Consider the following 26989-nt stretch of genomic DNA (forward strand, 5'->3'; position numbering starts at 1 on the left):
ACCAGAGCCGGCGCGGCTAGTGGCGGCGCGTGGCGCAGATTTGAAAAAACATGCCGTATTTGGGCTAAAAGCCTTGTCCGGCGGGGCTTGGCGCGCCAGACCGCATTGTGGTTTTTTCGGGCTGCGGCGCAGGGGGACCCAGCGCGACCTTGTTGAATATTTTGGACAAGTCCATTGCCTGAAACGCGGCGACTCCGGCCGGAGAATCGGCCGCTTGCCGGCATGAGGAAAATATAGGGGGCTGTTTTTGCTCAAGCCTTGCCGGGCAAGGCTCGCCGGGCCGCCTGGTGCGGGCTTGTCGATTAAATTGGACATGCGGATTTTTATACATTTTTTTACTTGTCAAGCCGCGTGATGTTGTTACAATCCGCGCTCGTTTGCAGCTTTGCAAACCTACAATTCAATTGTTTCGCTCCGACATCCCAGGCCCACATAAAAGCTGTTCAGCCCGAAAGCCGCGCACTAAGGAGCGGGGTTATCCATCATAAGGATGCTCTTGCGGCTGGCTTATCGCTTTTTCTGCGGCGGCCTGGGCGCGTCCTTTGGAAATCCCTGTGTCCACCCATTGCGCGGGGTTCAGGGCTTTCCGTCAGTTCTTGAGGGGAAAACTCATGGCTTGGTCTGTGGCTGATAGCCGGGCGTTGTACGGCATCCGGCATTGGGGAGCGGGGTACTTCGACATGGGCGCCAACGGCAATATCGTCGTGCGTCCGAATGTGCGCCAAAACAAGGAAATCGACCTGCACCGCCTGGTGGGCGAGCTGTCCGGCAAGGGCCTGGACCTGCCGCTGCTGGTTCGTTTTCCGGATATTCTGCAAGACCGCGTCACTCGTCTGTGCGCGGCCTTCGACAAGGCCATCGCCGAACAAGGCTACGGCAACCGTTATACCGCCATCTATCCGATCAAGGTCAACCAGCAAGAAGCGGTGGTGAAGAGCATCATCGCCACGCCTGACGTGTCCATCGGCCTGGAAGCCGGCTCCAAGCCGGAACTGATGGCGGTGCTGGCGCTGGCGCCCAAGGGCTGCACCATCGTCTGCAACGGCTACAAGGACCGCGACTACATCCGTCTGGCCCTGATGGGCGAGCGTCTGGGCCACCAGGTGTTCATCGTCATCGAGAAAGAGTCGGAAGTCGAATTGGTGATCGACGAATCCCGCAAGCTGGGCATTCGTCCCAATATCGGCATGCGCGTGCGTTTGTCCTCGCTGGCGTCCAGCAAATGGGCGGACACCGGCGGCGAGAAGGGCAAATTCGGCCTGTCCGCCGGCCAACTGATTTCCGCCGCGGACAAGCTGACCGAAGCCGGCCTGGCCGACTGCGTGCGCCTGATGCACTTCCACATGGGGTCGCAGATCGCCCACATCGGCGATTACCGTAGCGGTTTCGGCGAAGCCATTCGCTATTTCGCCGAACTGCGCGCGCTGGGCCTGCCCATTGATCACGTGGACGTGGGCGGCGGCCTGGGCGTGGATTACGACGGCACCCATTCGCGCAACGACAGCTCGATCAACTACGACATGGACGAGTACGCGCACGTGATCGTCTCCATGCTGTCCGAGTTCTGCGGCGAGAACGGCATTCCGCATCCGCGCATCCTGTCCGAATCCGGCCGCGCGATGACCGCCCACCACGCGGTGCTGATCATGAACGTGACCGATGTCGAGCGCCTGCCGGACGAAGTGCCGCAGGTGGACGACATCGCCGCGTTGTCGCAGCCGGTGCGCAAGCTGTTTGAGCTGGTGCAGCTCAACGACGACGACCTGGTCACTGAAATCTACTACCGCGCCAGCCACTACGTGTCGGAAGTCACCGATCTGTACGCCGCCGGCCGCCTGTCGCTGAAGGAAAAGGCGCTGGCCGAAGACGTGCACGCCGCGCTGTGCCGCCGCCTGCACAGCCAGCTGCAAGCCAGCCAGCGTTCGCAGCGCCAGGTGTACGACGAGCTGACCGACCGTCTGGCCGACAAGTACTTCTGCAACTTCTCGGTGTTCCAGAGCCTGCCGGACACTTGGGCCATCGATCAGATCCTGCCGATCACCCCGCTGCACCGTCTGAACGAGCAGCCGACGCGCCGCGCGGTGCTGCAAGACCTGACCTGCGATTCCGACGGCAAGCTCAAGCAGTACGTGGACCAGCAGAGCATCGAGTCCAGCCTGTCCGTGCACGAGGTGAAGCAGGGCGATGAGTATCTGATCGCCGTGTTCCTGGTGGGCGCTTACCAGGAAATCCTGGGCGATATGCACAATCTGTTCGGCGACACCGACTCGGTCAACGTCTATGTGCGCGACGGCGGCGAGCTGGAGTTCTCCGGCGTGGAAGAGCACGACACCATCGAAGACATGCTGCGCTATGTGCACCTGTCGCCGGAGGACATCCTCAACCGCTACGAAGCCAAGTCCCGCGCCGCGGACCTCAGCAGCGAAGAACGCAGCCTGTTCTTCGCCGAGTTCTGCCGCGGTCTGAAGCAGTCGTCTTACCTGTCGGTCTGATTCGACTCAGCAAGCGCTAACAAGACAGCCGGGCGACGCCCGGCTGTTTTCCTTTGTGTCGTCTGTGCGCGGACAGACCATTCTGTGCTGGACTAAATTAAGCAATTTCACCTATCGACGCCTAAGTTTGTGTTTTTTATCGGGTTTTTGCGTGAATTTTACGCCGGGCGCGGCCGGTTTCGAGCGGGCGCTTGCAATGCGGGAAAAGCTTGCTAGTTTGAGAAAGCCAATAATTGATTGGCATAAACATGGGGGTTGCCATATGTCTTTCTCTAGCGTTCCTTACTTCCTCACCTATAGCCAAAACACCGCGCTGGGCATTACCGCCAAAGATTCGATGAGCGGTTCCCAGCTGTACCTGCAGCCCATTCAGGGCAACTTCCTCTCGCTGTTCAACATCGACTTCGCCAGCGGCGTGCTGGCGCTGTCCACCAGCGGCAACCAACTGGTGATCGACATTTCCGACCTGTCCAGCGGCAAGCCGCTGGTGCTGCGTCCGTACAACCCGTCCTCGCTCAGCCAGCAATGGGATCTGTTCTCCCGTCCGGGCTTTATCTCCAGCCGTCAAAACCCCAATCTGGTGATCGACAACCAGAGCCGCGGCGGCGTGGGCAGCCTGATCTGGCTGTACGAGTTCAACGCTTCGCCGGCGCAGCAATGGGCGCTCAAGCCGCTGACCTCGGCGCAACGTTCGGAACTGGTGCTGGAAACCGCTGAATAAGCGCAAGGCAAAAATCGCGGCGGCGGGCGGCATGGCCCGCCGCCGTTTTTTTGGGTTTACGGAAGGAGCAAGAGATGGGCTTCAGCAGCACTTCGTACTTCATCACCTCGGCCTATTTTCCTGATTACGCCATTGTGGCCGACGACTCGATCAGGGGCGCGCGGCTCAGCCTGCAGCCGTTCCAGAACAATTTCGCCGCCTTGTTCAATATCGACTTCGACCGGGGTTTGTTCGCGTTGGCCACCAGCGGCAATCAATTGGTGATCGCCGCCAATGAAGTGGCCGACGGCTCGCCGCTGCAGCTGGATTTGCTGCCGGAGCCGGCTTTGCCCAATCAGCGCTGGGATGTGTTTTCGCAGCCGGGCGACATCGTCTGCCTGGCGGACCGCGCCCTGGCCTTTGGCTTCGGCATGGAAAAAATCTTTCCGCCGACCTTGCGGCTGCGCAAGCTGCACCCCGGCCGGCCGCCGATGTGGATTTTGCGGCCGATGACCGTGCCCGGCGGCTGAGTTCTCGTCATCCGCCGCGCCTGGCGCCGCGGTGCGGCGGCCTTGTCAGGAACGCAGCAACTGCTCGCGCACCCAGACCGCGGCCAGGCCCAGCGGCCGCCGCCGCGACCACACCAGGTCGATGTGGCGCGCCTTGGGCCAGCCCGGCGCGCGCAGCTCGCGCAGCCGCTCCGCGCCGAAGGAATCCGCCAGCCAGCGCGGCAGTTCGGCCCAGCCGGCGCCCAGAATCGCCATTTCCAGCAGCATCAGATAGCTGGGCGCAAACCAGCAGCGCCGGCTCAGCGTCTCCGGCTTGCTCTCGGTATAGGTGTTCAGCCGCAGCTCGCGGTAGCGGCTCAGCGCCTGCCGGTCCACCTGTTCCAAAGCCGCCAGCGGGTGGTTGCGCGCCACGTACAGCGCCACCTCGCTGACCTCGCCCAGCGTGGCGTGGCCGATATCGGCCGGGTACTGCTTCTGCGCCGCCATGCAGCCCAGGTGCGCGCGTCCGGTCTGGATCAAGTCCAGCACGTCGTCCTGCTCGCCCACCAGGCATTCCAGCTCCAGCGCCTCGAAGTTCTGCTCCAATTGCTGCGTCACTTCCTGAAAACGCGAAGACTGGTAAGTGTCCGACAGCACCAGGGTCAGCCGCGGCTCCAGCCCGGCGGTCATCAATCGCGCCTGCTGGTTCAACTCATCGCCGATGGCCAGCATCTGCCGCGCATAGCCCAGCAGGTGGCGGCCGGCCTGGGTCAGCGCCGGCTGGCGGCTGCCGCGGTCGAACAGCTGCACCGCCAGGTCGATCTCTAGATTGGCGATGGCCTCGCTGATGGTGGACTGGCTCTTGCCCAGCCGCCGCGCCGCGGCGGAAAACGAACCCAGTTCGGCGGCGTTGGCGAAGGCCGCCAGCGCGTCCAGCGACATACTCATATCGGTTTCTCCGATTAAACCTATCTTTATCCTATCCGAAAAACCAATAAAAATCGCGTCATTGCCCTGCAAACCGGGTGTTCAAAGTCTGGCGAGCCAGGGCGAAAACAGCTGGGAAAGCGGAATGTACATGCGGGACATGAGCGTTTTGAGCTGGTTTTCATATCCATTCCGCCGAAGCGCAGCAGATTTTTAAGGAGAATCGATGCAAGTGAAGAAATCCTGGCCGGAGCGCGCCTTCTACGCCATTGTCTACGAACTGTGCGCCGTCATGCTGCTGATGCTGATGGCCAGCTGGCTGCTGAGCCAGGACACCGCGCAGATCGGCGTGCTGGCCCTGATGATGACCACGGTGGCGATGAGCTGGAACATCGTGTTCAACGCCTTGTTCGAGCGGCTGGAGCGGCTGCGCGGCTGGGTGCGCACCCCGGCGCTGCGCGTGGCGCACGCCTTGTTGTTCGAAGGCGGGCTGGTGGTGCTGTTGGTGCCGCTGGTGGCGTGGTGGCTGGAAGTCAGCTACTGGCAGGCCTTCCTGCTGGACATCGGCTTCTTCCTGTTCTTCCTGCCTTACACCTTCGTCTTCAACTGGCTGTACGACGGCTTGCGCGCCAGCTTGTTGAACCGCTTGAACCGCGCGCGGGCGGGCTTGATTTAATTTATCGGATTTTCCGATGGTAATTATTTTTTACCCATCCGAAAAACCAATCAGAATAAGGCATTCTTTAAACGGTCATGATTGGGAAATAACATGAACAAACAAAAATCCTGGCTGGAGCGCGGCTTCCACGCCGTGCTGTACGAACTGTGCGCGATGGCCTTGCTGGTGCCTATCGCCTCATTGCTGATGGAACAAAGCCTGCTGCATATGGGCGCGCTGGCCTTCATGATGTCGACGGCGGCCATGTCTTGGAACGTGGTGTTCAATATGCTGTTCGACCGCCTGGAGGCCTTGATGGGCTGGACCCGCACCACCGCGGTGCGCTGCCTGCACGCGCTGATGTTCGAGGGCGGCCTGGTGATTCTGCTGGTGCCGCTGGCGGCGTGGTGGCTGGACGTCAGCTACTGGCAGGCCTTCCTGCTGGATTTGGGCTTCTTCGCCTTCTTCCTGCCTTACACTTATATCTTCAACTGGCTGTACGACGCCTTGCGCGCCAGGCTGCGCGAGCGCGGCGGCAAGCCGTGCGCCGAACTGGAGTCTTGAATGAAAACCTGGTTGTTTCTGGCCGTGGCCATCGTCAGCGAGGTGATCGCCACCTCCTCGCTGAAAGCGTCCGAGGGCTTCACCCGCCTGGGGCCGTCCTTGCTGACCGCCGCCGGCTACATGCTGGCCTTCTACATGCTGTCGCTGACCCTGCGCCAGATTCCCGTGGGCGTGGCTTACGCGCTGTGGTCCGGCGTCGGCATCGTGCTGGTATCCATCGTCGGCTGGGTCATGTACGGCCAGAAGCTGGACGCGCCGGCGATGATAGGCATGGGCCTGATCGTGGCCGGGGTGTTGGTGATGAATCTGATGTCCAAATCGGTGGCGCACTGAATCGGCGCTTCGGCTCTATCCGCCGCGCGGAAGAGGGGCAGACGCAAAAACCGGCCGGGGAATCCCGGCCGGTCTTGTTTTGCGCCTTGGACGCGGCTTAGTGCGTCTTGGGGTTTTGATAGACCGGCTTGCCGGCCAGCCAGGTTTGATGCACGCGGATGTCGCGCAGCGTGCCCACCGGCACCGCCGGGTCCAGCGGGTCCTGCTCCAGGATGGCCAGGTCCGCCAGCTTGCCCGGCTCCAGCGAGCCGACGATGTGGTCCATATGGCATTGCCAGGCGGCGTCCAGCGTCACCGCGCGCAGCGCGGCGATGCGGTCCAGGCATTCCGCCGGGTTCAGCGGCTGGCGCTCCGGGTCCGCCTCCATCACCCGCGTCACCGCCTGTTCCATCATCCGCAAGGTGCCCAGCGGCGACACGAAGTGGTCCGAATGCAGGCTGATGCGCAGGCCGGCCTTGAGCGCGGACTGACAGCGGTCCAGCATTTGGGCGCGTTCGCGGCCCAGAATGGTGGTCTTGAACACCTGGCCCCAATAGCCGACATGGCCGATCAGGAAGCTGGGCGACAGCTTCAGCCGCGCCATGGTGGCGATGCTGGCGTCGCTCAACAGCGAGCAATGCTCGATGCGCGAGCGCAGCGCCAGTTTGGGGTTGGGCGCGCCGTCCTTGGCGTGTTCGTCGTACAGCGCCAGTTCGAAGCCGGCCAGCACGTAATCCACCGCCTGGTCGCCGTTGGCGTGCACCAGCACCGGCCAGCCGGCGTTCAGCGCGCGTTGCAGCTGGGCGGCGAAGGTGATCGGCGGCTCGAAGTTGAACAGGCCGCGCGGCGAGACGCCGGGCACATGGTGCTCACCCGCGCAGCAATAATCCTGCGACTGGTAGCCGGTCAGGCCCTGGTTGGAGCCGTCGGCGATCAGCTTGAGCGCGCGGACGCTGAAGCGGTCGTCGTCGTGCTTGTTGTGGTTGAGCTGATAGGTTTGCAGCCACTGCTCCTGCATCCAGTCCTGGTTGCAGTACAGCGCGGCGCCGATGCGCACCGGCGCCAGCGGGCTTTGCGCGAAGGCGCGCAGCAGGGTGATTTCCAGCGGCCCCAGGCCGGCGCCCAGGCCGGCGTCGAACAGCGTGGTGATGCCGTTGGCGGCGGCGTCGTGCAGGATTTCCTGAATCTTGGCCAGTATGTGCGGCGCGGCCAGGCCGGGGATCACCGTCAGCACCTTGCCGACGTCGGCCTCGGTGGTCACGCCCTTGTCCTTGGGATCCAGCCCGGCCAGTTTCACCGCCGCGGAGTTGGCGTAGCCCAGGTGGCCGGAGGCGTTGATCAGGAAAATCGGCACCTCTGAACTGATGCTGTCGAGGAAGTCCAGGTCCGGTTCCTGCCATTCCGTCATCAGCGACGGGTCCACGCCGAAGCCGGTCAGCCAGCGTTGAGCGCCGTTCAGCGTGTGGCCGCTATGGCTGGGCAGCTGCTCGCGCAACTGTCCGGCAATCCAGCCCAGATTGTAGCCCGGGCGCAGGGTCTGGCCCTCGAATGGGCACAGATTGATCCAGTTGCGGTACAGCGCGCTGGGCAGGATGTGCATGTGAGGATCTATCATGCCCGGCAGCAAGGTCTTGCCGCGCAGGTCGATGCGCTCGGCGCGAGGGTGGGCCTGCATATCGGTCTCCACCTGCCGCAGGCTGCCCACCGACATCACTTTGCCGTGAACGATGCCCAAGGCTTCCACCCGGCCGGGCTGGCCGCCTTGCAGCGTGTAGATCGGCCCGCCGTGGAAGATGGCCGCGTCCTGATGCAGCGCCAGCTTGGCGCGCTCGGCGGCGGTGCGGATCAGGCTGGCCAGGCTTTCGGTCCAGTTATGGTGTTGCAGTTCATCCAGTTGCGAGGACAGGCTGGGCAGCGTGCAGCACGCGCAGCCGGGCTGATGGGGGAGGGACATGGGGCGCTCCTGTGCATGGCGTCGGACGGCGCGGCGACGCCGCGCACAGAGCGAATTATATGCCGTTGGCAATATGGCGGAGCTGACAAAAGCTGAACAAAAGGCCGGCGCGCGCCGGGGTCAACGGCGGCTCAGATCCTGTTTAAAGTCTCGCGAGCAAGAGCGAGACAAGGCGAAAACGAGCGAAAAAGCGGAATGTACGAGGGGTACATGAGCATTTTTGAGCTGGTACTCGCCGTGCAAGGCTTCACGAAGCGCAGCAGACCTTGAACAGGTTCTCAGGCCGGCGGCGCCGACTCCGTCGCGCAACCCAGCTTAGCGTGCAGATACACCGGCGCGCCGGAACGCCAGGTCTGCAGCACCGCGATATCGCGCAGATTGCTCACCGCCGGGTCCAGCGGGTCCTGCTCCAGCACCACCAGGTCCGCCAGCTTGCCCGGCTCCAGCGAGCCGACGATATGGTCCATATGGCATTGCCAGGCGGCGTCCAGCGTCACCGCGCGCAAGGCGCTGAGCCGGTCCAGACGTTCCGCCGGGTTCAGCGCCGGCTTGCCGCCGGCCTGTTCCGGCGCCGCCTCCATCACGCGGAAAATCGCCTGCTCCATCATGCGCAGGCCGCCCAGCGGAGTGACGAAGTGATCGGAATGCAGGCTGATGCGCAGGCCGGCGCGCTTGGCGGACAGGCAGCGGTCCAGCAGCTTGGCGCGCGCCTCGCCCAGAATGGTTTGCTGGAAGGCGCTGCCCCAATAACCGACGTGGCCGATCAGAAAACTGGGCGACAGCTGCAGCTGCGCCATCTGGGAAATGTGTTCGTCGGTCAACAGCGAGGCGTGCTCGATGCGGTGGCGCAACCGCATGCCGGCGCAATCCGGGCGCAGCGGCGCGGCGGGGTGGTTGAGCGCGTGCTCGTAAGCCTGCAGCACCTCGTCGATGGCGCGGTCGCCGTTGGCGTGCACCATGGCCGGCCAGCCGTGCTCCACCGCCTGCCGCAAATGCGGGGTAAAGGCGCTGGGCGGGCGGAAATTGAACAGGCCGGTGGCCGGCACGTTCGGCACCTGGTGCTGCGGATAGCATTTGTAGGCCTCGGTCTGATAGCCGGTCAGCCCCTGGTTGGAGCCGTCCGACACCAGTTTCAGCGCCTTGATGCTGAAGCGCTTGTCCTCCATGCCGTCCAGGTCCGGACGGAACAGCCGCGTCCACTCGTCCATCTGCCGGGTTTCATTGGAGAACAGCGCGGCGGCGATGCGCACCGGGTTCAGCGCGGTCTGGGCCACCAGGTCCAGCAGCAAGACCTCGAACACTCCCTTGCCGGAACCCAGGCCGGCGTCGAACAAGGTGGTGTTGCCCATCTTGGCGGCGCTGTGCAGCACCTGGCTGATGCTGGCGAGCAGCGCGGCCGGGGACGGGGAGGGCAGCGCCGGCATCATCTGCAGCACCTGCTCCTCCACCAGCACCCCCTTGCACTCCGGGCTGATGCCGGCCTTGGCCAGCGCCGGCGCGTTGGCGTAGCCGATGTGGCCGGAAGCGTTCATCAGGAAAATCGGGTGCTTGTCGCCAAACTGGGCGAACCAGTCCAGGTCCGGCTCGGTCCAGACCCGCATCAGCGAAGGGTCCAGGCCGAAGCCCAGCACCCAGGCCGTGCCGTCCTTGGCCTTTTGCTGTTTCTTGGGGTCCGTCAGCGCCGCGCGCACCGTGTCCTCCACCCCGGCGATGCCGTAATCCGGCTTCAGCGTCTGGCCGGAGAAGGCGCCCACGTACTGCCAGGACGAGAACAAGGCGCTGGGCAGGATATGCATGTGGGGATCGACGAAGCCGGGCAGCAGCGTGGCGCCCTCCAGCGACATCTCCTCCGGCTTTTTATGGCCGGCGGCGGCCATCGCCTGGCGCACCTCCTCGCGGGAGCCGGCGGCCACGATGCGGCCCTTGGCGATGCCGACGGCGTCCACCGTCTGCCGCCCGCTGCTGGCCAGCGTGTGGATGGGGCCGCCGTAAATGATCAGCGTCTGTGGCGGCGAGGGCGGCAGCAGACGCTTTTCCTGCTGGCGGATCAGCCGTTTGGCCTCGTCCTGCCAGTCCGGGCGCTCAAACAGCTCATCGTGCAACTGAGCCAACAGGGGGAGAGTGCAGCAGGCGCAGCCTGGTCCGTGCGGGTGATGATGGCTCATGGCGGATGTCCGGTTGAAACGCCGGCTCCGAGGGAAGCGCGGGGCCGCGCGCGAGGAACGGAAAAAGCGATGTCATTATAGGCGGCGTCCCGGCGCAAAAAAACGGCGAACTGGCCATTCGGTCGGGGGGCTGCTTCAGAAGCTGTTCAAAGTCCAGCGAGCAAAAGCGAAACCAGGCCTCGCCAAGCGCGGCAGGCCGGGAACGGGGTCTTAAGCCTGTTCAAAGTCTCGCGAGCAAGGGCGAGACAAGGCGAAAGCCAGCGAAAAGCGGAATGTACTCGTGGTACATGAGCATTTCGAAGGCGTGCTCATCGTGTAACGCTCCACGCAGCGCAGCAGATCGTAAACAGGTTCTCAGCCGCCGCACACCTGATTGCGGCCATGCTGCTTGGCGTGATACAGCCGCTCGTCCGCCAGCTTCAGCAGCCGGCTGATCTCCGGCATGTCCGACGCCGCCACGCCTATGCTCACCGTGTAGCGCAGCCCGCCCTTGGCGGTGGTCAGGATACAGCCCTCAATCGCCAGACGTAGGCTTTCCAGCCGGCACACCATGTCCAGCTCGATGGGGCTGGGGCTGAGCATCACGAACTCCTCGCCGCCGAAGCGCGCGACGATGCCGTCCGGGAAAAACTGCTCCATCAGCCGCGCGGTGTTGCAGATCACCTGATCGCCCACATCGTGGCCGTATTGGTCGTTCACCCGCTTGAAATGATCGATGTCCAGCACCGCCACCCCGTAGCCGTTCTTCAGCTGCATCACCTTCTCAAAAAAATGCCGGCGGTTGGACAGGCCGGTCAGCGGGTCGCGGTCCGCGGTTTCCTTTAGCGATTCCAGGTTTTCCACAAACTCCACATTGCGGGTGACGCGGCAGAAAAATTCCTCGAAGTTGAACGGCTTTTGCAGGAAATCGTCCGCCCCGGCCTTGATGAAGCGCGTGGTCATGGTGGGGTCCTGGTTGCCGGAAATGCCGATGATGGCCAGGCGGTCGTGATCCAGAAAGCGGCGTATCGTGCTGGTCATGCGCACCCCGTCCATGCCCGGCATGTCGTTGTCGCTCAGCACCAGCTTGATGTGCTTGTCGGAGTGCAAAATCTCCAGCGCCTGCTTGGCGTCCTCCGCCTCCAGCACCTGGTAGCGGTGGCGCTCCAGGTTTTCGCGCAGAAACTGGCGGTAGGACGCGGAATCGTCCACCACCAGCACCTTGATGCCCGGGTTCTTGCGGATGCGGGTCAACATCCGCATCACGTAATCGAAAGCCGCCGGGCTCTCCTTGCTGACGTAATCCACCACCGGCAGCTGCAAAATGCGGTCGCGCACCTCGCCGTCCGAGCGAGAGGTCAGCACAATGGTGGGAATCGCCAGCTGAAACAGCAGCGGCAAATGCTCGCCGTCGGGCGAATCCGGCAGATTGTAATCCGCCACCGCCGCCAAAAAGCGCTGGCCGGTCGCCAGCGCCTCGCGCACTTCGATCAGCGAGCACACCGGCAGCGGCGAAAGACCGATTTCCTCCACCATGCGGCACAAGGGACGGATCAACACCATGCTGTCTTCAATCACCAAAACGCGCGTTTCTTCGCTCATCGTCCGCTTATCCCATGCCTACTGCCTGATCCGCCCGCGCCGGCTCTCGGAGAACGCTCCAAAACCGGGTATAATCGACCCATTTTTTCCATTCTAGAAGAACTACGATTCATCACCATGGAACTTGCCAAAAGCTTTGAACCCGGCGACATCGAACGTCGCTGGTACGATCAGTGGGAACAGGCCGGCTACTTCAAGCCCAGCATGGACACCGCCAAACCGTCCTTCGCCATCCAGCTGCCGCCGCCCAACGTCACCGGCACCCTGCACATGGGTCACGCCTTCAATCAGACTATTATGGACGGTCTGACCCGGTATTACCGGATGAAGGGCGACAACACCCTGTGGGTGCCCGGCACCGACCACGCCGGCATCGCCACCCAGATCGTGGTGGAGCGCCAACTGGCCGAGCAGGGCGTCAACCGCCACGACCTGGGCCGCGACGCCTTCACCTCCAAAGTGTGGGAGTGGAAAGAGCAATCCGGCGGCACCATCACCAGCCAGATGCGCCGCGTAGGCTGCTCCGTGGACTGGGACCGCGAATACTTCACCATGGACGACACCCGCGCCGAAGTCGTCACCGAAGTCTTCGTCCGCCTGTTTGAACAAGGTCTGATCTACCGCGGCAAGCGCCTGTCCAACTGGGACTCCAAGCTGGGCACCGCCATCTCCGACCTCGAAGTGGTTTCCGAGGAAGAAGACGGCCACATGTGGCACATCAAATACCCGGTGGTGGGCAGCGACGAATTCGTCACTGTCGCCACCACCCGTCCGGAAACCCTGCTGGGCGACGTGGCCGTGGCCATCGCCCCGGACGACGAGCGCTATCAGCACCTGCTGGGCAAGCAGCTGGAACTGCCGCTCACCGGCCGCCAGATCCCGGTGATCGCCGACGAATACGTGGACAAGGAGTTCGGCACCGGCTTCGTCAAGATCACCCCGGCGCACGACTTCAACGACTACCAGGTGGGCAAGCGCCACAGCACCCAGCTGATCAACGTGATGAGCCTGGAAGCCAAGATCCTGGCCAAAGCCCAGATCTTCGGCTTCGACGGCAGCGCCCAGGGCACGATAGAACTGCCGGCCGCCTACGCCGGCCTCAGCACCCAGGACGCGCGCAAAGCCATGCTGGCGGACCTGCAAGCCCAGGGCTATCTGCTGGAGACCAAGCCGCACAAACTGATGGTGCCGCGCGGCGACCGCACCGGCACCGTGATCGAACCGCTGCTGACCGACCAATGGTTCGTGGCCATGGACAAAGTGGCCGTGGACCAAGACGGCAATCCGGACCCCACCGGCCAGTCCATCGCCGCCAAAGCCATTGAAGCCGTGGCCAGCGGCGAAGTGCGCTTCATCCCGGAAAACTGGGTCAACACCTACAACCAGTGGATGAACAACATCCAGGACTGGTGCATCAGCCGCCAGCTGTGGTGGGGTCACCAAATCCCGGCCTGGTACGACGAAGACGGCAACATCTACGTGGCCCGCAGCGAGGCCGACGCCCAGGCGCAAGCGCCGGGCAAGACCCTGCGCCGCGAACAAGACGTGCTGGACACCTGGTTCAGCTCCGCCCTGGTGCCGTTCTCCACCCTGGGCTGGCCGCAAGACACCCCCGAACTGCGCGCCTTCCTCACCTCCAACGTGCTGGTGACCGGCTACGAAATCATCTTCTTCTGGGTGGCCCGGATGATCATGATGACCAAGCACTTCACCGGCAAGGTGCCGTTCCGCGACGTGTACATCCACGGCATGGTGCGGGACCACGAAGGCAAGAAGATGTCCAAGTCCGAGGGCAACGTCATCGACCCGGTGGACCTGATCGACGGCATCGCGCTGGAACCGCTGGTGGCCAAGCGCACCACCGGCCTGCGCCGCCCGGAAAAAGCCCCGGCCATCGCCAAGGCCACGGAAAAGCTGTTCCCGGAAGGCATCCCGGCTTACGGCACCGACGCATTGCGCTTCACCATGGCCAGCTACGCCACCCTGGGCCGCAGCGTCAACTTCGACTTCAAGCGCGCCGAAGGCTACCGCAACTTCTGCAACAAGCTGTGGAACGCCACCCGCTTCGTGATGATGAACGTGGAAGGCAAGGACTGCGGCCAGGACGAAAGCCTGCCGCTGGAATTCAGCTTCGTTGACCAGTGGATCATCGGCCGCCTGCAACAGGCCGAGATCGACGTCACCAACGCGCTGGAAACCTACCGCTTCGACATCGCCGCCCAGACCATTTACGAATTCATCTGGAACGAGTACTGCGACTGGTACGTGGAACTGGCCAAGGTGCAGCTGCAAACCGGCAACGAAGCCCAGCAGCGCGCCACCCGCCGCACCATCGTCCGCGTGCTGGAAGTGGCGCTGCGCCTGACCCACCCGCTGATGCCCTTCATCACCGAAGAGCTGTGGCAGACCGTGGCCCCGCTGGCCAACGCCAAGACCACCCCGTCCATCATGCTGGCCCCGTGGCCGGTGGCGGACGCCGGCAAGATCAACGCCGCCGCCAACGCCCGCATGGACGCGTTCAAGGACATGGTCAACGCCGTGCGCAATCTGCGCGGCGAAATGGGCATCGGCCCGGCAGTCAAAGCGCCGCTGTTCATCGAAACCGGCGACGCCACGGTGGCGGACTTCGTGCCCTATCTCAAGCTGCTGGCGCGGCTGACCGAAGGCTCCATCGTCGCCGCGCTGCCGGAAGACGACGCCCCGGTGGCCATCTCCGGCGACGCCCGCCTGATGCTGAAGGTGGAAGTGGACAAGGCCGCGGAAACCGCGCGCCTGACCAAGGAGCAGGGCAAGACGGAAGCCGAACTGGCCAAGCTCAGCGCCAAGCTGGAGAAGCCGGGCTATGTCGACAAAGCCCCGGCTCACCTGGTGGAACGCGACAAGGCGCAGTTGGCCGAGCTGAACGACAAGCTGGACAAGATCAAGGTGCAGTTGGCTAAGTTGGCTTGAACTTAAGCCTGATCTGGAAGTGAAGAAACCCGCCGCGAGGCGGGTTTTTAATTATTGCTGTTGTGAAACAAAATTGACGATATCTACCCAGTAATTTTTGTTGCGCTCATTAAATATATCTATCATGCCTGACTGGATATATATGGAGGATGTGAAGTCTAATTTTTGGCTGAGCTCGCTAAATATTATGTGGTGATCACATGATGAATTGTGAACGCTTTCAATTGCATTTAAAATTCTACTTTCTGTGAATCTTGACAGGAGGCACCTTTGTTTGATAAAGGAGATTAGTTCAACTCTGTTTTCATGTATGTAATTAAACACTGTCGATTCGGGGTATCCTTCACCGATAAACATTGCATGTTTAGGAAGCTCCCCATTTGTTTCTGGATCGTAAATGTCTCCATCAACTAAAGCTACAGATGGAATTGTTAGGAGTGGGTTCTCGTTGTGAAACTGACTTACTTTGATTAGGTTTGGATATCCTCCCGCTGAAAATACTTTTGTAGTTTCAGCCAATCCATTTCCATGTCTCCCTAGTGCATTTTCAACCAGCTCTTTGACAAATTCATCCTCTACATAAACGGCTCTGGTTGCGTTGACAGTTCCTGTGATGGCCCTCAGGCTTTCGATATTTAATTTGCCATTCCACGTTCTTTTGTTTATGGTGGCCCAAACTGCCTCGGAAGGGAGTTCGTTGACAGCCTCTTGAGAGTGAGTTGTAAATATGATTTGCAGCCTTTTGCGCTTTGCTGCATTCTGTAGGTATTGAACAAACAGTCTTACGGCAACTGGGTGAAGCCCATTTTCTATTTCTTCTATTAAAATTAAGGCATTGTTTTGTGCTGATTCGATTCGATCTATTGTCTCGATTATCGAGGCTTCGCCAGCGCCGAAATGAAATTGTGAGTAACCAATGTTGGTTTGAGTGTTGCCTAAGTACATTCTTATTGAGTGGTTGTCTTTTTTTCTGACTAATTTGTAATTTTCTATTTTTTTGTCTAAGACTGCTGTTGCGTATTTTATTGTATTCTCATTGAGACTAATGGTCTCGAAGTCGTCACTATTGCCCGCTAAGAACTTTCTGAATCTAGACATTTCTCCAGCAGGTACAGTTCTTTGAATTTCTATGTATTCAATATGCCTAGATCCAAACTCATCTCTTCTCCACTGAGATTGTGCAAATCGAGCCGTTTTAGTTATCGTTTTGTCTGATTGAATTGATTTGTCAACAAGTTCAAATTCAATATTCCAATCGCTCATGCTTTCATCCCCAAGGAATGCTTTTGGGAAGAACTGTCTTGGTTTTATGTTTTTATAGGCTAATGCGGCCGAGCCTAGTATTGTTGATTTTCCACCTCCATTTGTTCCGATTAGAGCAGTAACGGGGGTTTTGAATTCTACATTCTCATCATTAAATCCACGGACATTTCTTAGGTGAATTTTTTTAATAAATTGATTGTAGTTGTTTTGTCTGACTTTGTTGATCTCTTGCTGGACTTCACTGGGTGAAAGCTTCATGATGAGCCCCCTTGTAAAGATGGTCTGTTTTTGGATTCGACTTCGGAGTAGTTTAGTTATTTCTATGGCATGTTGCATTCTTTTCAGTCTGGATGGTGCTGATTGTGTATTTAAAGCAACAAGGGGTGGGTTGAGGTGGATCTGTATTGTTTCGATTTGTCGTTTGTAGAACAAGCGATGGAAATGTTGTTGATGTTATTATGACTAGTCGGGTGTTTTTTAATAAGCTAGCTTTGGGCGGCTCATGAGTTGGCCGTGTTGCTCAACTTTACGATTAAGTGGCAGAACCCAAAAAAGGAAGGTGAGTTACCGTCCCCTATCTAAAACTCCAGATCCATTCCAACTTGACTCCCCCCTCCATCTAGCCAACAATGGCCCCCGCGCTGCCGCACAAACAGCGCCAGGATTAGTCTCCTGCAATCCATCCCAGCGGACACGCCGCGAAAGCGGCATTTTCGTGTCCGGTTGCTATTGCTTTGCCTAAATCTGGGCGGGCCGTGGCAGGGGCGCCCTTGGGCGCGCCGGGGCTGGGATGCCGGTGAGACTAACCTTGTCATGTGCCCGCCTTGCCGCGCTTGTCGGCCAGGCCCTCTCTTTCAAGGAGGTTGCAATGGCGAAGTCAGTCCGTCCGATGCCCAACATCGAATCCACTCCATCCCATTCCAAGGTTAAGCCGGTCCGTCAGGTCATCGACTCCCCGCAACAGCCGGCGCTGCCACGCTCGCGTTACCGCTTCATCGCGCTGGTCACCAAGGAAATCCGCCTGCCTTTTGTCCGCTATATCCCGGGACGCAATCATCCGCATTACTGGCAGCCGGAGGAGACTCAGGATTACGAGGAAGCCTGCTTCCTGGGCCGCCAATACGCCGCGCATCTGGCTCAATTGCTGAAAAACAACCAGCTGCACATCGGGCGCGGCTTGCTGCATCGCATTGCGCGCGACATCGATTACAGCGACGGCAGCCACCGCCGCGGCCTGCGGCTGGGCTTTTTCAATTATCTGGAAGTGCTGTTGGGTCTGGCCGGGCGGCGATTGAACCTGTACCGCCACGTGGAGGCGGTGCATCAACTGCACCGCAGCCTGAGCGTGTTGGCCTGGCTGGAGCGCAAGCGTAAGCGTTGAACCGGTTTGGGCGCGGCTTGGCCTGGGTCAAACCGTGCTTGAGCTGATTGTAAAATGCCCCGCCTGCTGACGCTGGCGGGGCATTTTATTGAAAAAGAACAGGTGTGAGCGGAGCCGCTCATACGGCTTCATGCCCAAGCCTCCCTCAGCCAACTGACGGGATGCTTCCCGCCGCGCGAGCGCGAACGCCGGGCCGCCAGACGCCAACGGCGGCGGTGATCACGATCAGCAGGATGTTGAGCCCGCCGCCTATCGCCTCGCGCAAAGTCGCTGCGTGGAAGTCCGCGCCCACGGCGCTGGCGGGCAGCGCGGCTTGCGCCAGCAGGTAGGCCTGATCCACCGCCGGCGCCACCACAAAGGAGGCGTTGAGCAGAATCACCAGCGTCAGGCCCAGCTTGAGCTGGAAGAAGCGGTTGCGCGGGCCGTAACGCCGGTAGCCCAGCAGCAGGCCGCTGATCAACATCAGCCACAGGCCGGGCACGGTCAACGCCCAGGTGCCGATATGGATGTACCACCGAGTTTGCGCCAGCAGGGTCGGCGGTGTGGCTGGGCCGGTTTCGGACAGCACGATCCAGGCCAGGATGCTGCCCAGGAATAGGGCCAGCGCGATGAAGTGAATCAGTTTGAGCGTGCGGTTCATGGCTCTTCTCCAATGGGGGGGCTGAGCGTGTCCAGCGTGCGCAGCAGTTGTTGCAGGGTTTGGCAGGCGGATTCGAAATCCGCGTCCGGCAGTTGTTGCGCCAGTTGCGCCGTCCACAGCGCCTGGCTGCGCTGGGTGCCGGCCACGGTGCGTTCGCCCTTGGCGCTTAGCCGGTACAGCGGGGAGCGGGCGTGCTGGGGATTGGGCAGCACTTCGAAATAGCCTTCCTCCACCAGCTTGTGCAGCTGCTTTTGCGCGCCCTGGCGGCTGATGCCCATGCGGGCGGCGATCTGCGGCGCGGTTTGCGCCTCGCCGGCCAGGCCCGCCGCGCCGAGCACCTGCCAGCGCGCGCTGTTGATGCCCAGGTGGGCCACCAGCTGGTCGCCTCTTTCCAGCAGGGTGCCGTTCAGGCGGAAGATCAGCAGCATCAGGTCGGTAATGCGTTGACGGCGATCGCTTTGGTTTGGGGGCATGGGCTTCTCCTGTTTGACAACCGGTTGCCATTATTGACAACTGGTTGTCAAATTGCAAGCGTTGATGGCTTGGAACGCGTTTTGTTGGATGGAGCTAAGGCCTGTTCAAAGCCTCGCGAGCAAGGGCGAGATAAGGCGGAAGCGGCTGAAAAAGCGGAATGTACATGTGGTACATGAGCATTTCGACGTGGGTTGCAACGCCGTATCGCCGATGCGCAGCAGATTATGAACAGGTTCTAAGACGAATGAGGGTTGGGGCGACGGCAATGCGCGCTCGCGACGCAGTGCGCAGCGCGACATCTAGTGAATTGCTAGACAAATAGTCTACAGTTGACAGTTTGAATACTCCTTCTTAGAATTAAAAACAGTTAGCTGTGTAGAGAAGCCGGAGGGAAATCCAGATGTTTTTTGTCAGTGAAGCAATTGCGGCCCGCGTTGTTGGCATATTGGATGCGATCGAGGTGGTTGAAGATGTATTCCGCCAGCTCGTTCGAGGCGAAGCGAGGGCGTATCCAGCGGTAATGGCAAAGGGCCCGAGCATGGCCGAGCTATTCGGCGTGAAATGCGGCGCGCTGGACAATGGCGCCATCTATGGCGCAAAGCTAGGCAGTTACTGGCCCGGCAATCGCCATTCGGGACTTCCTGCGCATGCGTCGTCAACGCTCCTGCTCGAAGCCGAGACGGGTTTTCCCAAGGCTCTCATCGCCGCCACCTATCTGACATCGCTCAGGACGGCTGCTGCCAATGGCGCCGCCATACGCCATCTGGCACGGGAAGACAGTCACCGCGTAGGTCTCGTCGGCGCGGGTCATCAAGCGTGGTTTGAACTGCAAGCCGCCATTGCGGTGCGGCCGGTCGATTGCGTGCGGATATGGAATCGCAATATGCCGGAGGCCGAGCGATTGGCCGAGCGAGTTCGGCACGAGCTTGGCATTCAGGATGCAGCGGCGTCTGATCTTGAGAGCACGGTCAAGGCTGCTGATATCGTCATTACCGTCACTGCGGCACGGCAACCCTTGGTGTCGCGCGAATGGGTGCAGCCTGGCACGCATATCAGTGCAATGGGTTCCGACGCGCCCGGCAAACAGGAACTCGATGCTTCCCTGGTCGCCTCTGCACGGCTGTTCACCGATTTGCTTGAGCAGTCCGTATCGCTTGGCGAATTTGAGGCTGCCATCAAGGAAGGCCTCATAAGGCAAGAGGATATCGTCACCCTTGGCGCCGTTATCGATGGAAGCGCAAAAGGTCGCATCGAACGCGATGACATCACGATCTTCGACAGTTCGGGTATTGGTTTGCAAGACCTTGCCATAGGTGCGCTGGCGCTAAAACGAGCTTTGGAACTGAAATTGGTGGATCCGATTGGATTTCTTGAACAGGTTCCGGGCAGTCATCAAATTCAGGGAGTGTTGAAATGAGAATACCCACGTTTGCCGATGTTGAGGCCGCGGCATCCAGGCTGAGCCCATATATCGCCCGTACGCCATTGCTTCGAAATCCGGTACTGGATCGGCGGCTTGGAGCACGGCTTCTCATCAAGGCCGAATGTCTTCAGCTCACCGGCTCTTTCAAAGTCAGAGGGGCTTTCAATCGTCTTTTGATGATGTCTGAAAGCGAACGCAAAGCGGGCGTCGTTGCTTGGTCGGCGGGCAATCACGGCCAGGCGTTGGCGTATGCCGGACAATGTCTCGGAGTTGCGGTGACTATCGTGATGCCTTCGGATGCGCCACGGGCAAAGATCTCTGGTACGGAACGATGGGGGGCTAAAGTCGTGTTGTATGACCGGCTCACCGAGAGCCGAGAACAAATTGGCCAGGATCTTGCCCTGCAAAACGGCTTGGTCATCGTGCCGCCTTTCGATGATCCCGACGTCATCGCTGGGCAAGGTACTGCATTTCTCGAGGCCATTCGGGATGCCAAAGTTGCTGGTGAAACGCCGACGATGCTGCTGTGCGGCACGGGAGGCGGCGGCTTGATCGCAGGTTGCGCGCTAAGCGCCGAAGGCTCCGGATTGGACATCCGCATGCACGCAGTGGAGCCTGTCGGCTATGACGACATGGGCCGTTCGCTAGCCGCAGGACGATTAGTGCCCAACAATCCGGCGGCGGCTTCGATATGCGACGCGCTGATGACTATCAAACCGGGCGAAATCCCATTTGAGATCAACAAGCGCCTCCTGGGCCCCGGTTATACGGTAAGCGATGATGAGATTCGTGAGGCAATGCGCGTTGCGCTTCAGGACCTCAAGCTGGTCGTCGAACCAGGCGGCGCAGCCGCCTTGGCGCTTGCATTGTCGCGGCCGGAACTTGTTCGAGGCCAAACGGCGGTCATTATGGTGACGGGAGGCAACCTGGATCTGTCGACGCTGGCGTCCATTGCGGCTCCGATTCCAGATTCCTTCGAGGTGAAAAGATGAGCAGGAACGATGCCGACGTCGACAATCGCTTGAGATCCTATTACCCAATCGCCACGGCAATCAGTGGATTGTTTCATCCGCAACTGGAAGTCGTGATCCACGATCTCAAGACCGAAAGAATTGCCTTCATTGCCAATCCAATCTCGAAGCGGAAAATTGGCGACTCGTCTCTCGGTGATCAATTCCCAAAGGCGGAATTGGACGCAGACGTGATCGGGCCATATCGGAAGGTGAATCGCGATGGTCGCAACCTGCGGTCTATGTCGGCGGTAATACGCGATGCCAAGGGCAAGCCTGTCGCCGTCATGTGTCTCAACTTCGACGTCTCGCAGCTCGAGAATATTGCGGACCAGATTAAGATCCTGGCATTTCTGCCCGGCTCGCTTGAGCCGCACGCCCCGTTTTTCCATGACAACTGGCATCAAGCGTTGGACCGGGCCGTTGAGGAGCAGGAGTCAAGTCTTGGTCGGCCCATCAAAACCATGGATGCCGAGCAAAGAATGCAGTTCATCCGCCGGCTGGAGACCGGAGGCTTGCTCAATGTACGCAACGCGCCGTCAGTTGTCGCGGAGAAACTGGGCATTTCGCGTGCGGCGCTCTACAAGCATTTGAAGACGATCCGGCGTGATGCGGAGAAAACAGACCTTGAACCTGAAAGAGGAGCAACAAAGCTAGATTAAGACAGATCGGTTTGCGCTCAGTGTTTGTCAACGTGTGTTAGCTCAGGCATTGAGATATGTGCTGATAGGTAGACAGCCCCCGTGTGGGGCTTTTTCATGGGTCTGTGGTTTGGCCGACGACGCCCGAGAGCTCGCTCAAAGTCTGTTTGGCAATATAAAAATGACAAATGGTAATTATATTTGAAATGTCAAGTACGTAGTAATAACTAGCGTCTTGCCTCGGTGCGAAGGCGCTTGCTATACCAGCTATGGGCGGGGCGGGCAGAGCTTGCTCCGTGTTGTTTCCTGTGTTGGATAACCGTTATGGGAGCATGAACCATGTCTGAACAATTGCTGGGTGGTTGGTCCGGATTCCGGCCGCTGAACGAGCAGGACCGCAAGGTGTTTCATCAGGCCACGGAAGGTTTGCTGGGCGTGAAATACGTGCCGCTGGCGGTGTCCACGCAGGTGGTGGCGGGGGAGAACTTCATCTTCCTGGCCAGCGCGGAAGTGGTCTATCCCGGCGCGCAGCCGCACTTGGTGGCGGTGTACATCTTCCAGCCGCTGGGAGGCAAGCCGCCGCATGTGACCCGCATCGAGAACCTGCGTCTGTAAGCCCTTAGCAAGACGCTGTTACGCATCTAGCCCGCCGCCCGGCGGGCTTTTGTTTTGGGCCGCTGCGGCTTGTTCCAGCAGCCATTGTTTGAAGACGCCCATTTCCGGGTCGCGCAGGAGGTCCGGACGGTGTATCAGGTAATAAGCGAGGGCGCTGCGCAGCCGTGGCGCCGGCAGTTCGCGCAGCCGGCCGGCGGCCAGCTCCGCCTGTAGCAGCGAGCGCCGCGCCAGCGCGTAGCCGCGGCCGGCCAGCGCGGCTTCGATGGCGGCGTTGGAGTCCACGCAGACCACGCCTTGTTCGCAGTCCAGCCGGTCCAGGCCGGCGGCTCGGCTCCACAGCCGCCAGTCCTCGCGGTGTTCGTCGTGCAGCAGTTGTTCGCCGCTGAGCGCGTCCAGCCGCGCCGGCAGCGCGGGCGCGCACACCGGCGTCAGTTCGTCGTCCAGCAGCTTGCAGGCGCTGAGGCCGGGGTAGTCGCCCAGGCCGTGGCGCACGGCGAAGTGGATGTTCTCGGCAGCGAGGTCGACCACGCGGTTGCCGGTGCTGACGTGGACGTCGATGCGCGGATGCTCGCGCATGAAGCCCTGCAGCCGCGGCAGCAGCCATTGCGCGCCAAACGACGGGGTGCAGCTGAGCAGGATCACGCGGCGGGCGTCGGTCAGCCGCGCGGTGGCGTGGTCTATCAGCTCCAGCGCTTGCCGGCAGGCGTCCAGATAGTCGCGGCCGGCGGCGTTGAGTTCCAGGCCGCGCGCGCGGCGCTCGAACAGGGGCTGGCCGAGGAAGCTTTCGAGCTTGCGCAGTTGCTGGGAGACGGCGCCGGGGGTGACGTGCAGTTCTTCGGCGGCGAGCTTGACGCTGAGCCGTCGCGCGACGGCTTCGAAGAAGCGGAGGGTGTCCAACGGCGGTTTGGGCATGTCGATTTAGTTTTTCTAAAGCATTTGGCAGGAAAAATCGTTTGTTTGTACTGCATTGGCGGCTGATGATTTCAGTATCTGGTTTAGCAAAGTTAAATTCAAGGCGAAGGGAGAGACATCATGGGGATGGCGAGCTTGGGTCGCTTACTGTTGCTGGCGGCCTTGTGGGGCGGCAGCTTTTTGTTCATGCGCATCGCCGCGCCGGCGTTGGGCGCGCTGCCGACGGCGTTTGGCCGGGTGGCGCTGGGAGCGGCGGGTCTGCTGGGGCTGATCGCCTTGTTGCGGGTGGGGCTGTCCTTCAAGGGAAAGTTGGCCGCCACCTTGTTGCTGGGGGTGGTCAATTCCGGCTTGCCCTTTCTGCTGTTCGCACTGGCGGCCCGGGTGTTGCCGGCCGGCTATAGCGCGATTCTGAACGCCAGCACGCCCTTGATGGGGGTGTTGATCGGGGCGGCGGCGTTTGGCGAGCGTGTCACCGCCAACAAGCTGGCCGGGGTGTTGATCGGCCTGGCCGGCGTGGCGGTGCTGACGCGGACGGGGCCGGCGGCGGGGCCGGAAGCCTTGTGGGGCGTGGCGGCCTGCCTGGCGGCCACCGCCTGTTACGGCCTGGCCGGTTTTCTGACCAAGCGCTGGATCGCGGACCGCGGCGGCCTGGACAGCCGCGTGGTGGCCTTGGGTAGCCAGCTGGGCGCGGTGTTGCTGTTGTTGCCGTTCATGGCGTGGCAGGCGAGCGCGCAGCCGCTGAGTTGGCCGGCGGCGGGAGCGGAGGTGTGGCTGGCGATGCTGGCGCTGGGCCTGTTGTGCACGTCGCTGGCCTATGTGCTGTACTTCCGCTTGATCGCGGACGTCGGCCCGCTGAAGGCGCTGACGGTGACCTTTCTGATCCCGCCCTTCGGCATTTTCTGGAGCTGGCTGGCGCTGGGCGAGACGGCGACCTTGTCCCAGGCGCTGGGCGGCGCCTTGATCGCGCTGGCGCTGTGGCTGGTGCTGCGGCCGGAAGCGCCGACGGCGCGCGCCGCCGCGCCGGATGAGGATTGGTCGATCTAGCGGCGGCGCGGCGCGGGCTTAATTGAGCAGCAGATAGCTGATCGGGCTTTCTCCGCAGGCCGCCAGCCCGCATTCCAGGAACACGGACAGGGCGTTGCCCAGCAGCAGCAACATGGTCAGGGCGACGCCGGCCTTGGCCAGCCGGCCCAGCTGCGCCGGGGGTTGACGATCGAAGCTGTGTTCGCGTTGGCACAGCATCAGCAGCAGTCCGCAGCCGATGAAGACGGCGAAGAAGGCGATCGCGGCCCAGGTGTAGAAGTGCAGGCCCAGGATGGGCGGGCCGAAGCCGGCGTCGCCGGGGGCGATGTGCAGCAGCACTTGGCGGCCGGCCACGGCGAAACCGGCGCCGGCGGCCAGCAGCATCATGCCGTAATGGCCGGGCTTGTCGCCCAGCAGCACGTTGGCGGCCAGCGCCACGGCGATGGCGCACAAGGCCACGCGTTGCAGCAGGCAGAGCGGGCAGGGCAGTTCATGCTGGGCGAACTGGAAGTAGAAGGCGACCAGCAACATCAGGTTGATCAGCAGCAGGCCCAGCAGGTTCAGCTTGTCGGTGAGGTTTTGCGTCATGTCTGGCTCCTCACAGGGAAATGGGCAGGCTGCTGGTGGCGTGGAATTTGAACCAGTACAGGGTGAGCGCGAAGGCCAGGCCCCAGCAGGCGTAGGCCCATTGGCGCTTGCGCAGGATCAGGGCCAGCAGGGAAGCGGCTAGCAGCAGAAACAACAGGGTATCCATCGGTGGTGTCCTTCTTGGTGGTGGCGATGGGCCGGCGGCGGATGCCGACGGCTTGTGGCGATTGAATATTAGCATTCGCTTAATGCCGGCGAAACAGGGTAAGGCGCAGTAAAGCGGCGGCCAGGCGCCTCGGCGCATTGTGTGGCTATTCAAACTGGCTAAGCAAATGCTCCCCGGAGTGGGGCGGAGGGACGGACGAAGGGGCCAGCCGGCGCGAGGCGTCGGCGCCTAGCCCGGCGTTTTCTGACGGGGGCGGCGGGTGCGCGTTTCGGCCTGTTCGCGGATCAGGTCCAGCTCATTGTGAGCGTCTTGCGCCATTTCCACCGCCAGCCGGCAGAGTTCGGCGATATGGCTGCGCGCCTGCGGGTCCGGCGTTTCGTTGAGGCGTTCGATCGCGTGCATCAGCGAGCTCAGCGATTGCAGCGCGTCCATGGCGATGGCGCAGGCCGCGACGGTGTCGTCCGGCTTGACGTTGAGCGGCATGCGGGCTCCGGTGAGGTTCAATCGTTGGGACACAGGGCGGGGATGCGTGGGCGTGGGTTTTTCGCGGCGGCGTGGCCGCCGTGCTGGGTAAATCGGGGGCAAGGCGGCGCTAAGGTCATGCCAGTCTCCATGCGTCAAAAAGCGACTGGCATAGCCTATCAATAAAGATATTAAGCAACAATAACCATAAGGTTATTGGAGGCGGGGTGTTGCGTATCGGCCAACGCCGCTTGGCGGCTCACTCCGCGGCGTCGTCCGCCCAGAGGTCCGGCGGTGGGGCGTCCAGGATGGGCCGCCGCTCCTGGGCCAGCGCTTCCACCATGCCGCGCAGGCTGATCAGCGCTTTGCGGCTCAGCGTCTGTCCGCGCACGCCGCGGTGCAGATCGTCTATCAGCAACTGCAGCAAGGCGCGTTCCGACAGCGAGGCTTCAAACTCCGCCACCCGGTCGCGCAGCGGCGGCAGGGCGTCGATGTCGCCCTCCTGATCCAGCCAGTAACGGGGCAGATTCAGGCGGGTTTCGATGTGGCGGGCCAGGTTTTCTCCCATGCCGCGGCCGCTGGGGGCGTCGGAGAACAGGCGGTAGATTTGCGGAGGGCGACGATCGATCAGCTCCGCGAGTCGGGAAACGGTTCCGTCAAAATCGCGTTCGATCAACAAGCCCAGTTTATGGCGGCGGATTTCGGTGGTGTTCATGCCCGCTATTCAAGCCTAAATATATCCGGCTGGTAAGCTGTCACATGGTTATCAATTTTTATATCCAATAGGCCATGCCAGGGAGGGAAGGGCCGCGCCGGAAGCCGGCGCTTTCATGCGAGGGCAAGAAAAAACGCCGGCGGGCCGGCGTTTTTCGCTGAGGCGGGGCGGCTCAGTCTTCCGCGCTGCGATGGGCGACGACGTTGAAGCCTTCCTGCGGGCTGGGCGGCACGAAGTAGCGGGTGATGTGGTCGAACTCCGCTTCGCTGACGCTGAACGGGTGGGAGCCCTTGGCGTTGCGCTGACGCAGCCGCGCTTTGCAGGCCTCGTCGCTGACCTCCAGGTGGTGCAGCTGATGGGCGGCGCCGCTGGCGTTGATCACCTCGCGCATCCAGCGGCGGCTGTCCAGGGTGTTGGCAGGCATGTCCAGCACCACGGACAGGCCCTGGCGCAACAGGGCGGCGACGTGCGGCGCCAGCGCGTCCTTCAGCGACTGCGAGCGGCGCACGTAGTCGGTCATGGTGCGGATTTCGCCGGGATAGAGCTTAGCCAGCCATTCGTCCTCGCTGATCAGCATGGTGCGAGGCTGGTCGGCCAGGCGGCGGGTCAAGGTGGACTTGCCCGCTGCGATCTTGCCGCAAACCAAGTGCAGTGTCGCCTCATTGGCCGCATCTTTGAATTGTTCATTGCTTGGCATGACAGTCTCCTTGGGATAGGGGCACATATGAAAAAACCCGCCTGCTGGGGCGGGTTGTCGAGCTTCGTCCGGTCGCGCGCCAACCCGCCTCAGAAAAAGGCGTCAATCCAATCTTGGCTGGAGAACGGGACAAAGCGGCGCATAGTGAGCTTATGGTCGCCGCTTGGGGCGAGCTTGTCAAACCGCGGC

The 26989-nt window shown here is 61.3% G+C and carries 26 protein-coding genes; 13 read left to right on the plus strand and 13 right to left on the minus strand.

Going from position 1 to position 26989, the window contains the following annotated elements:
• Nucleotides 1-611: 611 nt before the first annotated feature.
• From speA to JW897_RS10410, 3 genes are all read left to right on the plus strand, one after another.
• Entirely contained in the window at nucleotides 612-2492 is a 1881-nt protein-coding gene (speA, locus tag JW897_RS10400) for an arginine decarboxylase (RefSeq protein ID WP_048414831.1), read from the plus strand.
• 262 nt (nucleotides 2493-2754) lie between these two features.
• A complete protein-coding gene (locus tag JW897_RS10405; RefSeq protein ID WP_197083060.1) occupies nucleotides 2755-3213 on the plus strand; it encodes an RICIN domain-containing protein in 459 nt (152 codons plus the stop codon).
• 74 nt (nucleotides 3214-3287) lie between these two features.
• The gene (locus JW897_RS10410) at nucleotides 3288-3722 is read left to right on the plus strand and encodes a hypothetical protein (protein ID WP_048414830.1); all 435 of its coding nucleotides are present in this window, start codon (nucleotides 3288-3290) and stop codon (nucleotides 3720-3722) included.
• A 45-nt stretch (nucleotides 3723-3767) separates the two neighbouring features.
• Here JW897_RS10410 and JW897_RS10415 read toward each other — a convergent pair whose 3' ends face one another.
• Nucleotides 3768-4628, minus strand: a complete 861-nt coding sequence (locus JW897_RS10415) for a LysR family transcriptional regulator (RefSeq protein WP_205466028.1) — start codon at nucleotides 4626-4628, stop codon at nucleotides 3768-3770.
• Nucleotides 4629-4833: 205 nt separating this feature from the next.
• Between JW897_RS10415 and JW897_RS10420 the strand changes: the two genes are divergently transcribed.
• The 3 genes from JW897_RS10420 to JW897_RS10430 all read left to right on the plus strand — a co-directional run bounded on the left by JW897_RS10420 (nucleotide 4834) and on the right by JW897_RS10430 (nucleotide 6162).
• Nucleotides 4834-5283: a multidrug/biocide efflux PACE transporter gene (locus tag JW897_RS10420; RefSeq protein WP_048414828.1), complete on the plus strand. Its 450-nt coding sequence runs from the start codon at nucleotides 4834-4836 to the stop codon at nucleotides 5281-5283.
• 93 nt (nucleotides 5284-5376) lie between these two features.
• Nucleotides 5377-5829 carry a multidrug/biocide efflux PACE transporter gene (locus JW897_RS10425; RefSeq protein WP_048414827.1) on the plus strand — a complete coding sequence of 151 codons (453 nt, stop codon included), beginning with the start codon at nucleotides 5377-5379 and terminating at the stop codon, nucleotides 5827-5829.
• Nucleotides 5830-6162 (plus strand): DMT family transporter, encoded by a 333-nt coding sequence (locus tag JW897_RS10430; RefSeq protein ID WP_048414826.1) that lies wholly within the window; start codon nucleotides 5830-5832, stop codon nucleotides 6160-6162.
• Nucleotides 6163-6259: 97 nt separating this feature from the next.
• On the opposite strand, the gene JW897_RS10435 is transcribed toward JW897_RS10430, so the two are convergent.
• The 3 genes from JW897_RS10435 to JW897_RS10445 form a co-directional block, all read right to left on the minus strand.
• Complete coding sequence (locus tag JW897_RS10435) at nucleotides 6260-8095, minus strand: amidohydrolase (protein ID WP_205466029.1); 1836 nt, start codon at nucleotides 8093-8095, stop codon at nucleotides 6260-6262.
• Between the two features lie 278 nt (nucleotides 8096-8373).
• Complete coding sequence (locus tag JW897_RS10440) at nucleotides 8374-10260, minus strand: amidohydrolase (protein ID WP_205466030.1); 1887 nt, start codon at nucleotides 10258-10260, stop codon at nucleotides 8374-8376.
• A gap of 354 nt (nucleotides 10261-10614) precedes the next feature.
• Nucleotides 10615-11841, minus strand: coding sequence for a diguanylate cyclase (locus JW897_RS10445; RefSeq protein WP_048414824.1), 1227 nt, complete (start codon nucleotides 11839-11841; stop codon nucleotides 10615-10617).
• Nucleotides 11842-11958: 117 nt separating this feature from the next.
• Here JW897_RS10445 and JW897_RS10450 point away from each other — a divergent pair, with 117 nt between their 5' ends.
• Entirely contained in the window at nucleotides 11959-14790 is a 2832-nt protein-coding gene (locus JW897_RS10450; RefSeq protein ID WP_205466031.1) for a valine--tRNA ligase, read from the plus strand.
• A gap of 51 nt (nucleotides 14791-14841) precedes the next feature.
• Here the strand turns inward: JW897_RS10450 and JW897_RS10455 are convergent, their stop codons facing one another.
• Nucleotides 14842-16311, minus strand: coding sequence for an ATP-dependent nuclease (locus JW897_RS10455; protein WP_205466032.1), 1470 nt, complete (start codon nucleotides 16309-16311; stop codon nucleotides 14842-14844).
• Between the two features lie 610 nt (nucleotides 16312-16921).
• Here JW897_RS10455 and JW897_RS10460 point away from each other — a divergent pair.
• Nucleotides 16922-17434: a hypothetical protein gene (locus tag JW897_RS10460; RefSeq protein ID WP_205466033.1), complete on the plus strand. Its 513-nt coding sequence runs from the start codon at nucleotides 16922-16924 to the stop codon at nucleotides 17432-17434.
• Nucleotides 17435-17579: 145 nt separating this feature from the next.
• Here JW897_RS10460 and JW897_RS10465 read toward each other — a convergent pair whose 3' ends face one another.
• Both JW897_RS10465 and JW897_RS10470 read right to left on the minus strand, forming a co-directional pair.
• On the minus strand, nucleotides 17580-18074 hold the full coding sequence (locus JW897_RS10465; RefSeq protein WP_205466034.1) for a hypothetical protein: 495 nt from the start codon (nucleotides 18072-18074) through the stop codon (nucleotides 17580-17582).
• Nucleotides 18071-18547, minus strand: coding sequence for a MarR family winged helix-turn-helix transcriptional regulator (locus JW897_RS10470; protein ID WP_205466035.1), 477 nt, complete (start codon nucleotides 18545-18547; stop codon nucleotides 18071-18073). The genes JW897_RS10465 and JW897_RS10470 overlap by 4 nt, the downstream gene beginning before the upstream one ends.
• 401 nt (nucleotides 18548-18948) lie before the next feature.
• Here JW897_RS10470 and JW897_RS10475 point away from each other — a divergent pair, with 401 nt between their 5' ends.
• The 4 genes from JW897_RS10475 to JW897_RS10490 all read left to right on the plus strand — a co-directional run bounded on the left by JW897_RS10475 (nucleotide 18949) and on the right by JW897_RS10490 (nucleotide 22237).
• On the plus strand, nucleotides 18949-19965 hold the full coding sequence (locus JW897_RS10475; RefSeq protein WP_205466036.1) for an ornithine cyclodeaminase family protein: 1017 nt from the start codon (nucleotides 18949-18951) through the stop codon (nucleotides 19963-19965).
• Nucleotides 19962-20963, plus strand: coding sequence for a threonine ammonia-lyase (locus tag JW897_RS10480; RefSeq protein ID WP_205466037.1), 1002 nt, complete (start codon nucleotides 19962-19964; stop codon nucleotides 20961-20963). The genes JW897_RS10475 and JW897_RS10480 overlap by 4 nt, the downstream gene beginning before the upstream one ends.
• On the plus strand, nucleotides 20960-21643 hold the full coding sequence (locus JW897_RS10485; protein WP_205466038.1) for a helix-turn-helix transcriptional regulator: 684 nt from the start codon (nucleotides 20960-20962) through the stop codon (nucleotides 21641-21643). Before JW897_RS10480 ends, JW897_RS10485 begins: the two co-directional genes overlap by 4 nt.
• Before the next feature lie 318 nt (nucleotides 21644-21961).
• A complete protein-coding gene (locus JW897_RS10490; protein ID WP_048414818.1) occupies nucleotides 21962-22237 on the plus strand; it encodes a hypothetical protein in 276 nt (91 codons plus the stop codon).
• 18 nt (nucleotides 22238-22255) lie between these two features.
• Here the strand turns inward: JW897_RS10490 and JW897_RS10495 are convergent, their stop codons facing one another.
• A complete protein-coding gene (locus JW897_RS10495) occupies nucleotides 22256-23149 on the minus strand; it encodes a LysR substrate-binding domain-containing protein (RefSeq protein WP_205466039.1) in 894 nt (297 codons plus the stop codon).
• Between the two features lie 135 nt (nucleotides 23150-23284).
• Between JW897_RS10495 and JW897_RS10500 the strand changes: the two genes are divergently transcribed.
• Nucleotides 23285-24193, plus strand: a complete 909-nt coding sequence (locus JW897_RS10500) for a DMT family transporter (RefSeq protein WP_205466040.1) — start codon at nucleotides 23285-23287, stop codon at nucleotides 24191-24193.
• An 18-nt stretch (nucleotides 24194-24211) separates the two neighbouring features.
• On the opposite strand, the gene JW897_RS10505 is transcribed toward JW897_RS10500, so the two are convergent.
• From JW897_RS10505 to JW897_RS10525, 5 genes are all read right to left on the minus strand, one after another.
• Nucleotides 24212-24760 (minus strand): disulfide bond formation protein B, encoded by a 549-nt coding sequence (locus tag JW897_RS10505; protein ID WP_048414815.1) that lies wholly within the window; start codon nucleotides 24758-24760, stop codon nucleotides 24212-24214.
• 10 nt (nucleotides 24761-24770) lie between these two features.
• Entirely contained in the window at nucleotides 24771-24926 is a 156-nt protein-coding gene (locus JW897_RS10510; RefSeq protein ID WP_158274275.1) for a DUF5993 family protein, read from the minus strand.
• Between the two features lie 228 nt (nucleotides 24927-25154).
• Entirely contained in the window at nucleotides 25155-25409 is a 255-nt protein-coding gene (locus JW897_RS10515) for a hypothetical protein (RefSeq protein WP_048414814.1), read from the minus strand.
• A gap of 238 nt (nucleotides 25410-25647) precedes the next feature.
• Nucleotides 25648-26103 (minus strand): hypothetical protein, encoded by a 456-nt coding sequence (locus JW897_RS10520; RefSeq protein WP_205466041.1) that lies wholly within the window; start codon nucleotides 26101-26103, stop codon nucleotides 25648-25650.
• Between the two features lie 172 nt (nucleotides 26104-26275).
• Nucleotides 26276-26800 carry a P-loop nucleotide/nucleoside kinase family protein gene (locus tag JW897_RS10525; RefSeq protein WP_205466042.1) on the minus strand — a complete coding sequence of 175 codons (525 nt, stop codon included), beginning with the start codon at nucleotides 26798-26800 and terminating at the stop codon, nucleotides 26276-26278.
• Between the last annotated feature and the right edge of the window lie 189 nt (nucleotides 26801-26989).

The organism is Chromobacterium alkanivorans, assembly GCF_016937655.1.
In the GTDB taxonomy this organism is placed as follows: domain Bacteria; phylum Pseudomonadota; class Gammaproteobacteria; order Burkholderiales; family Chromobacteriaceae; genus Chromobacterium; species Chromobacterium alkanivorans.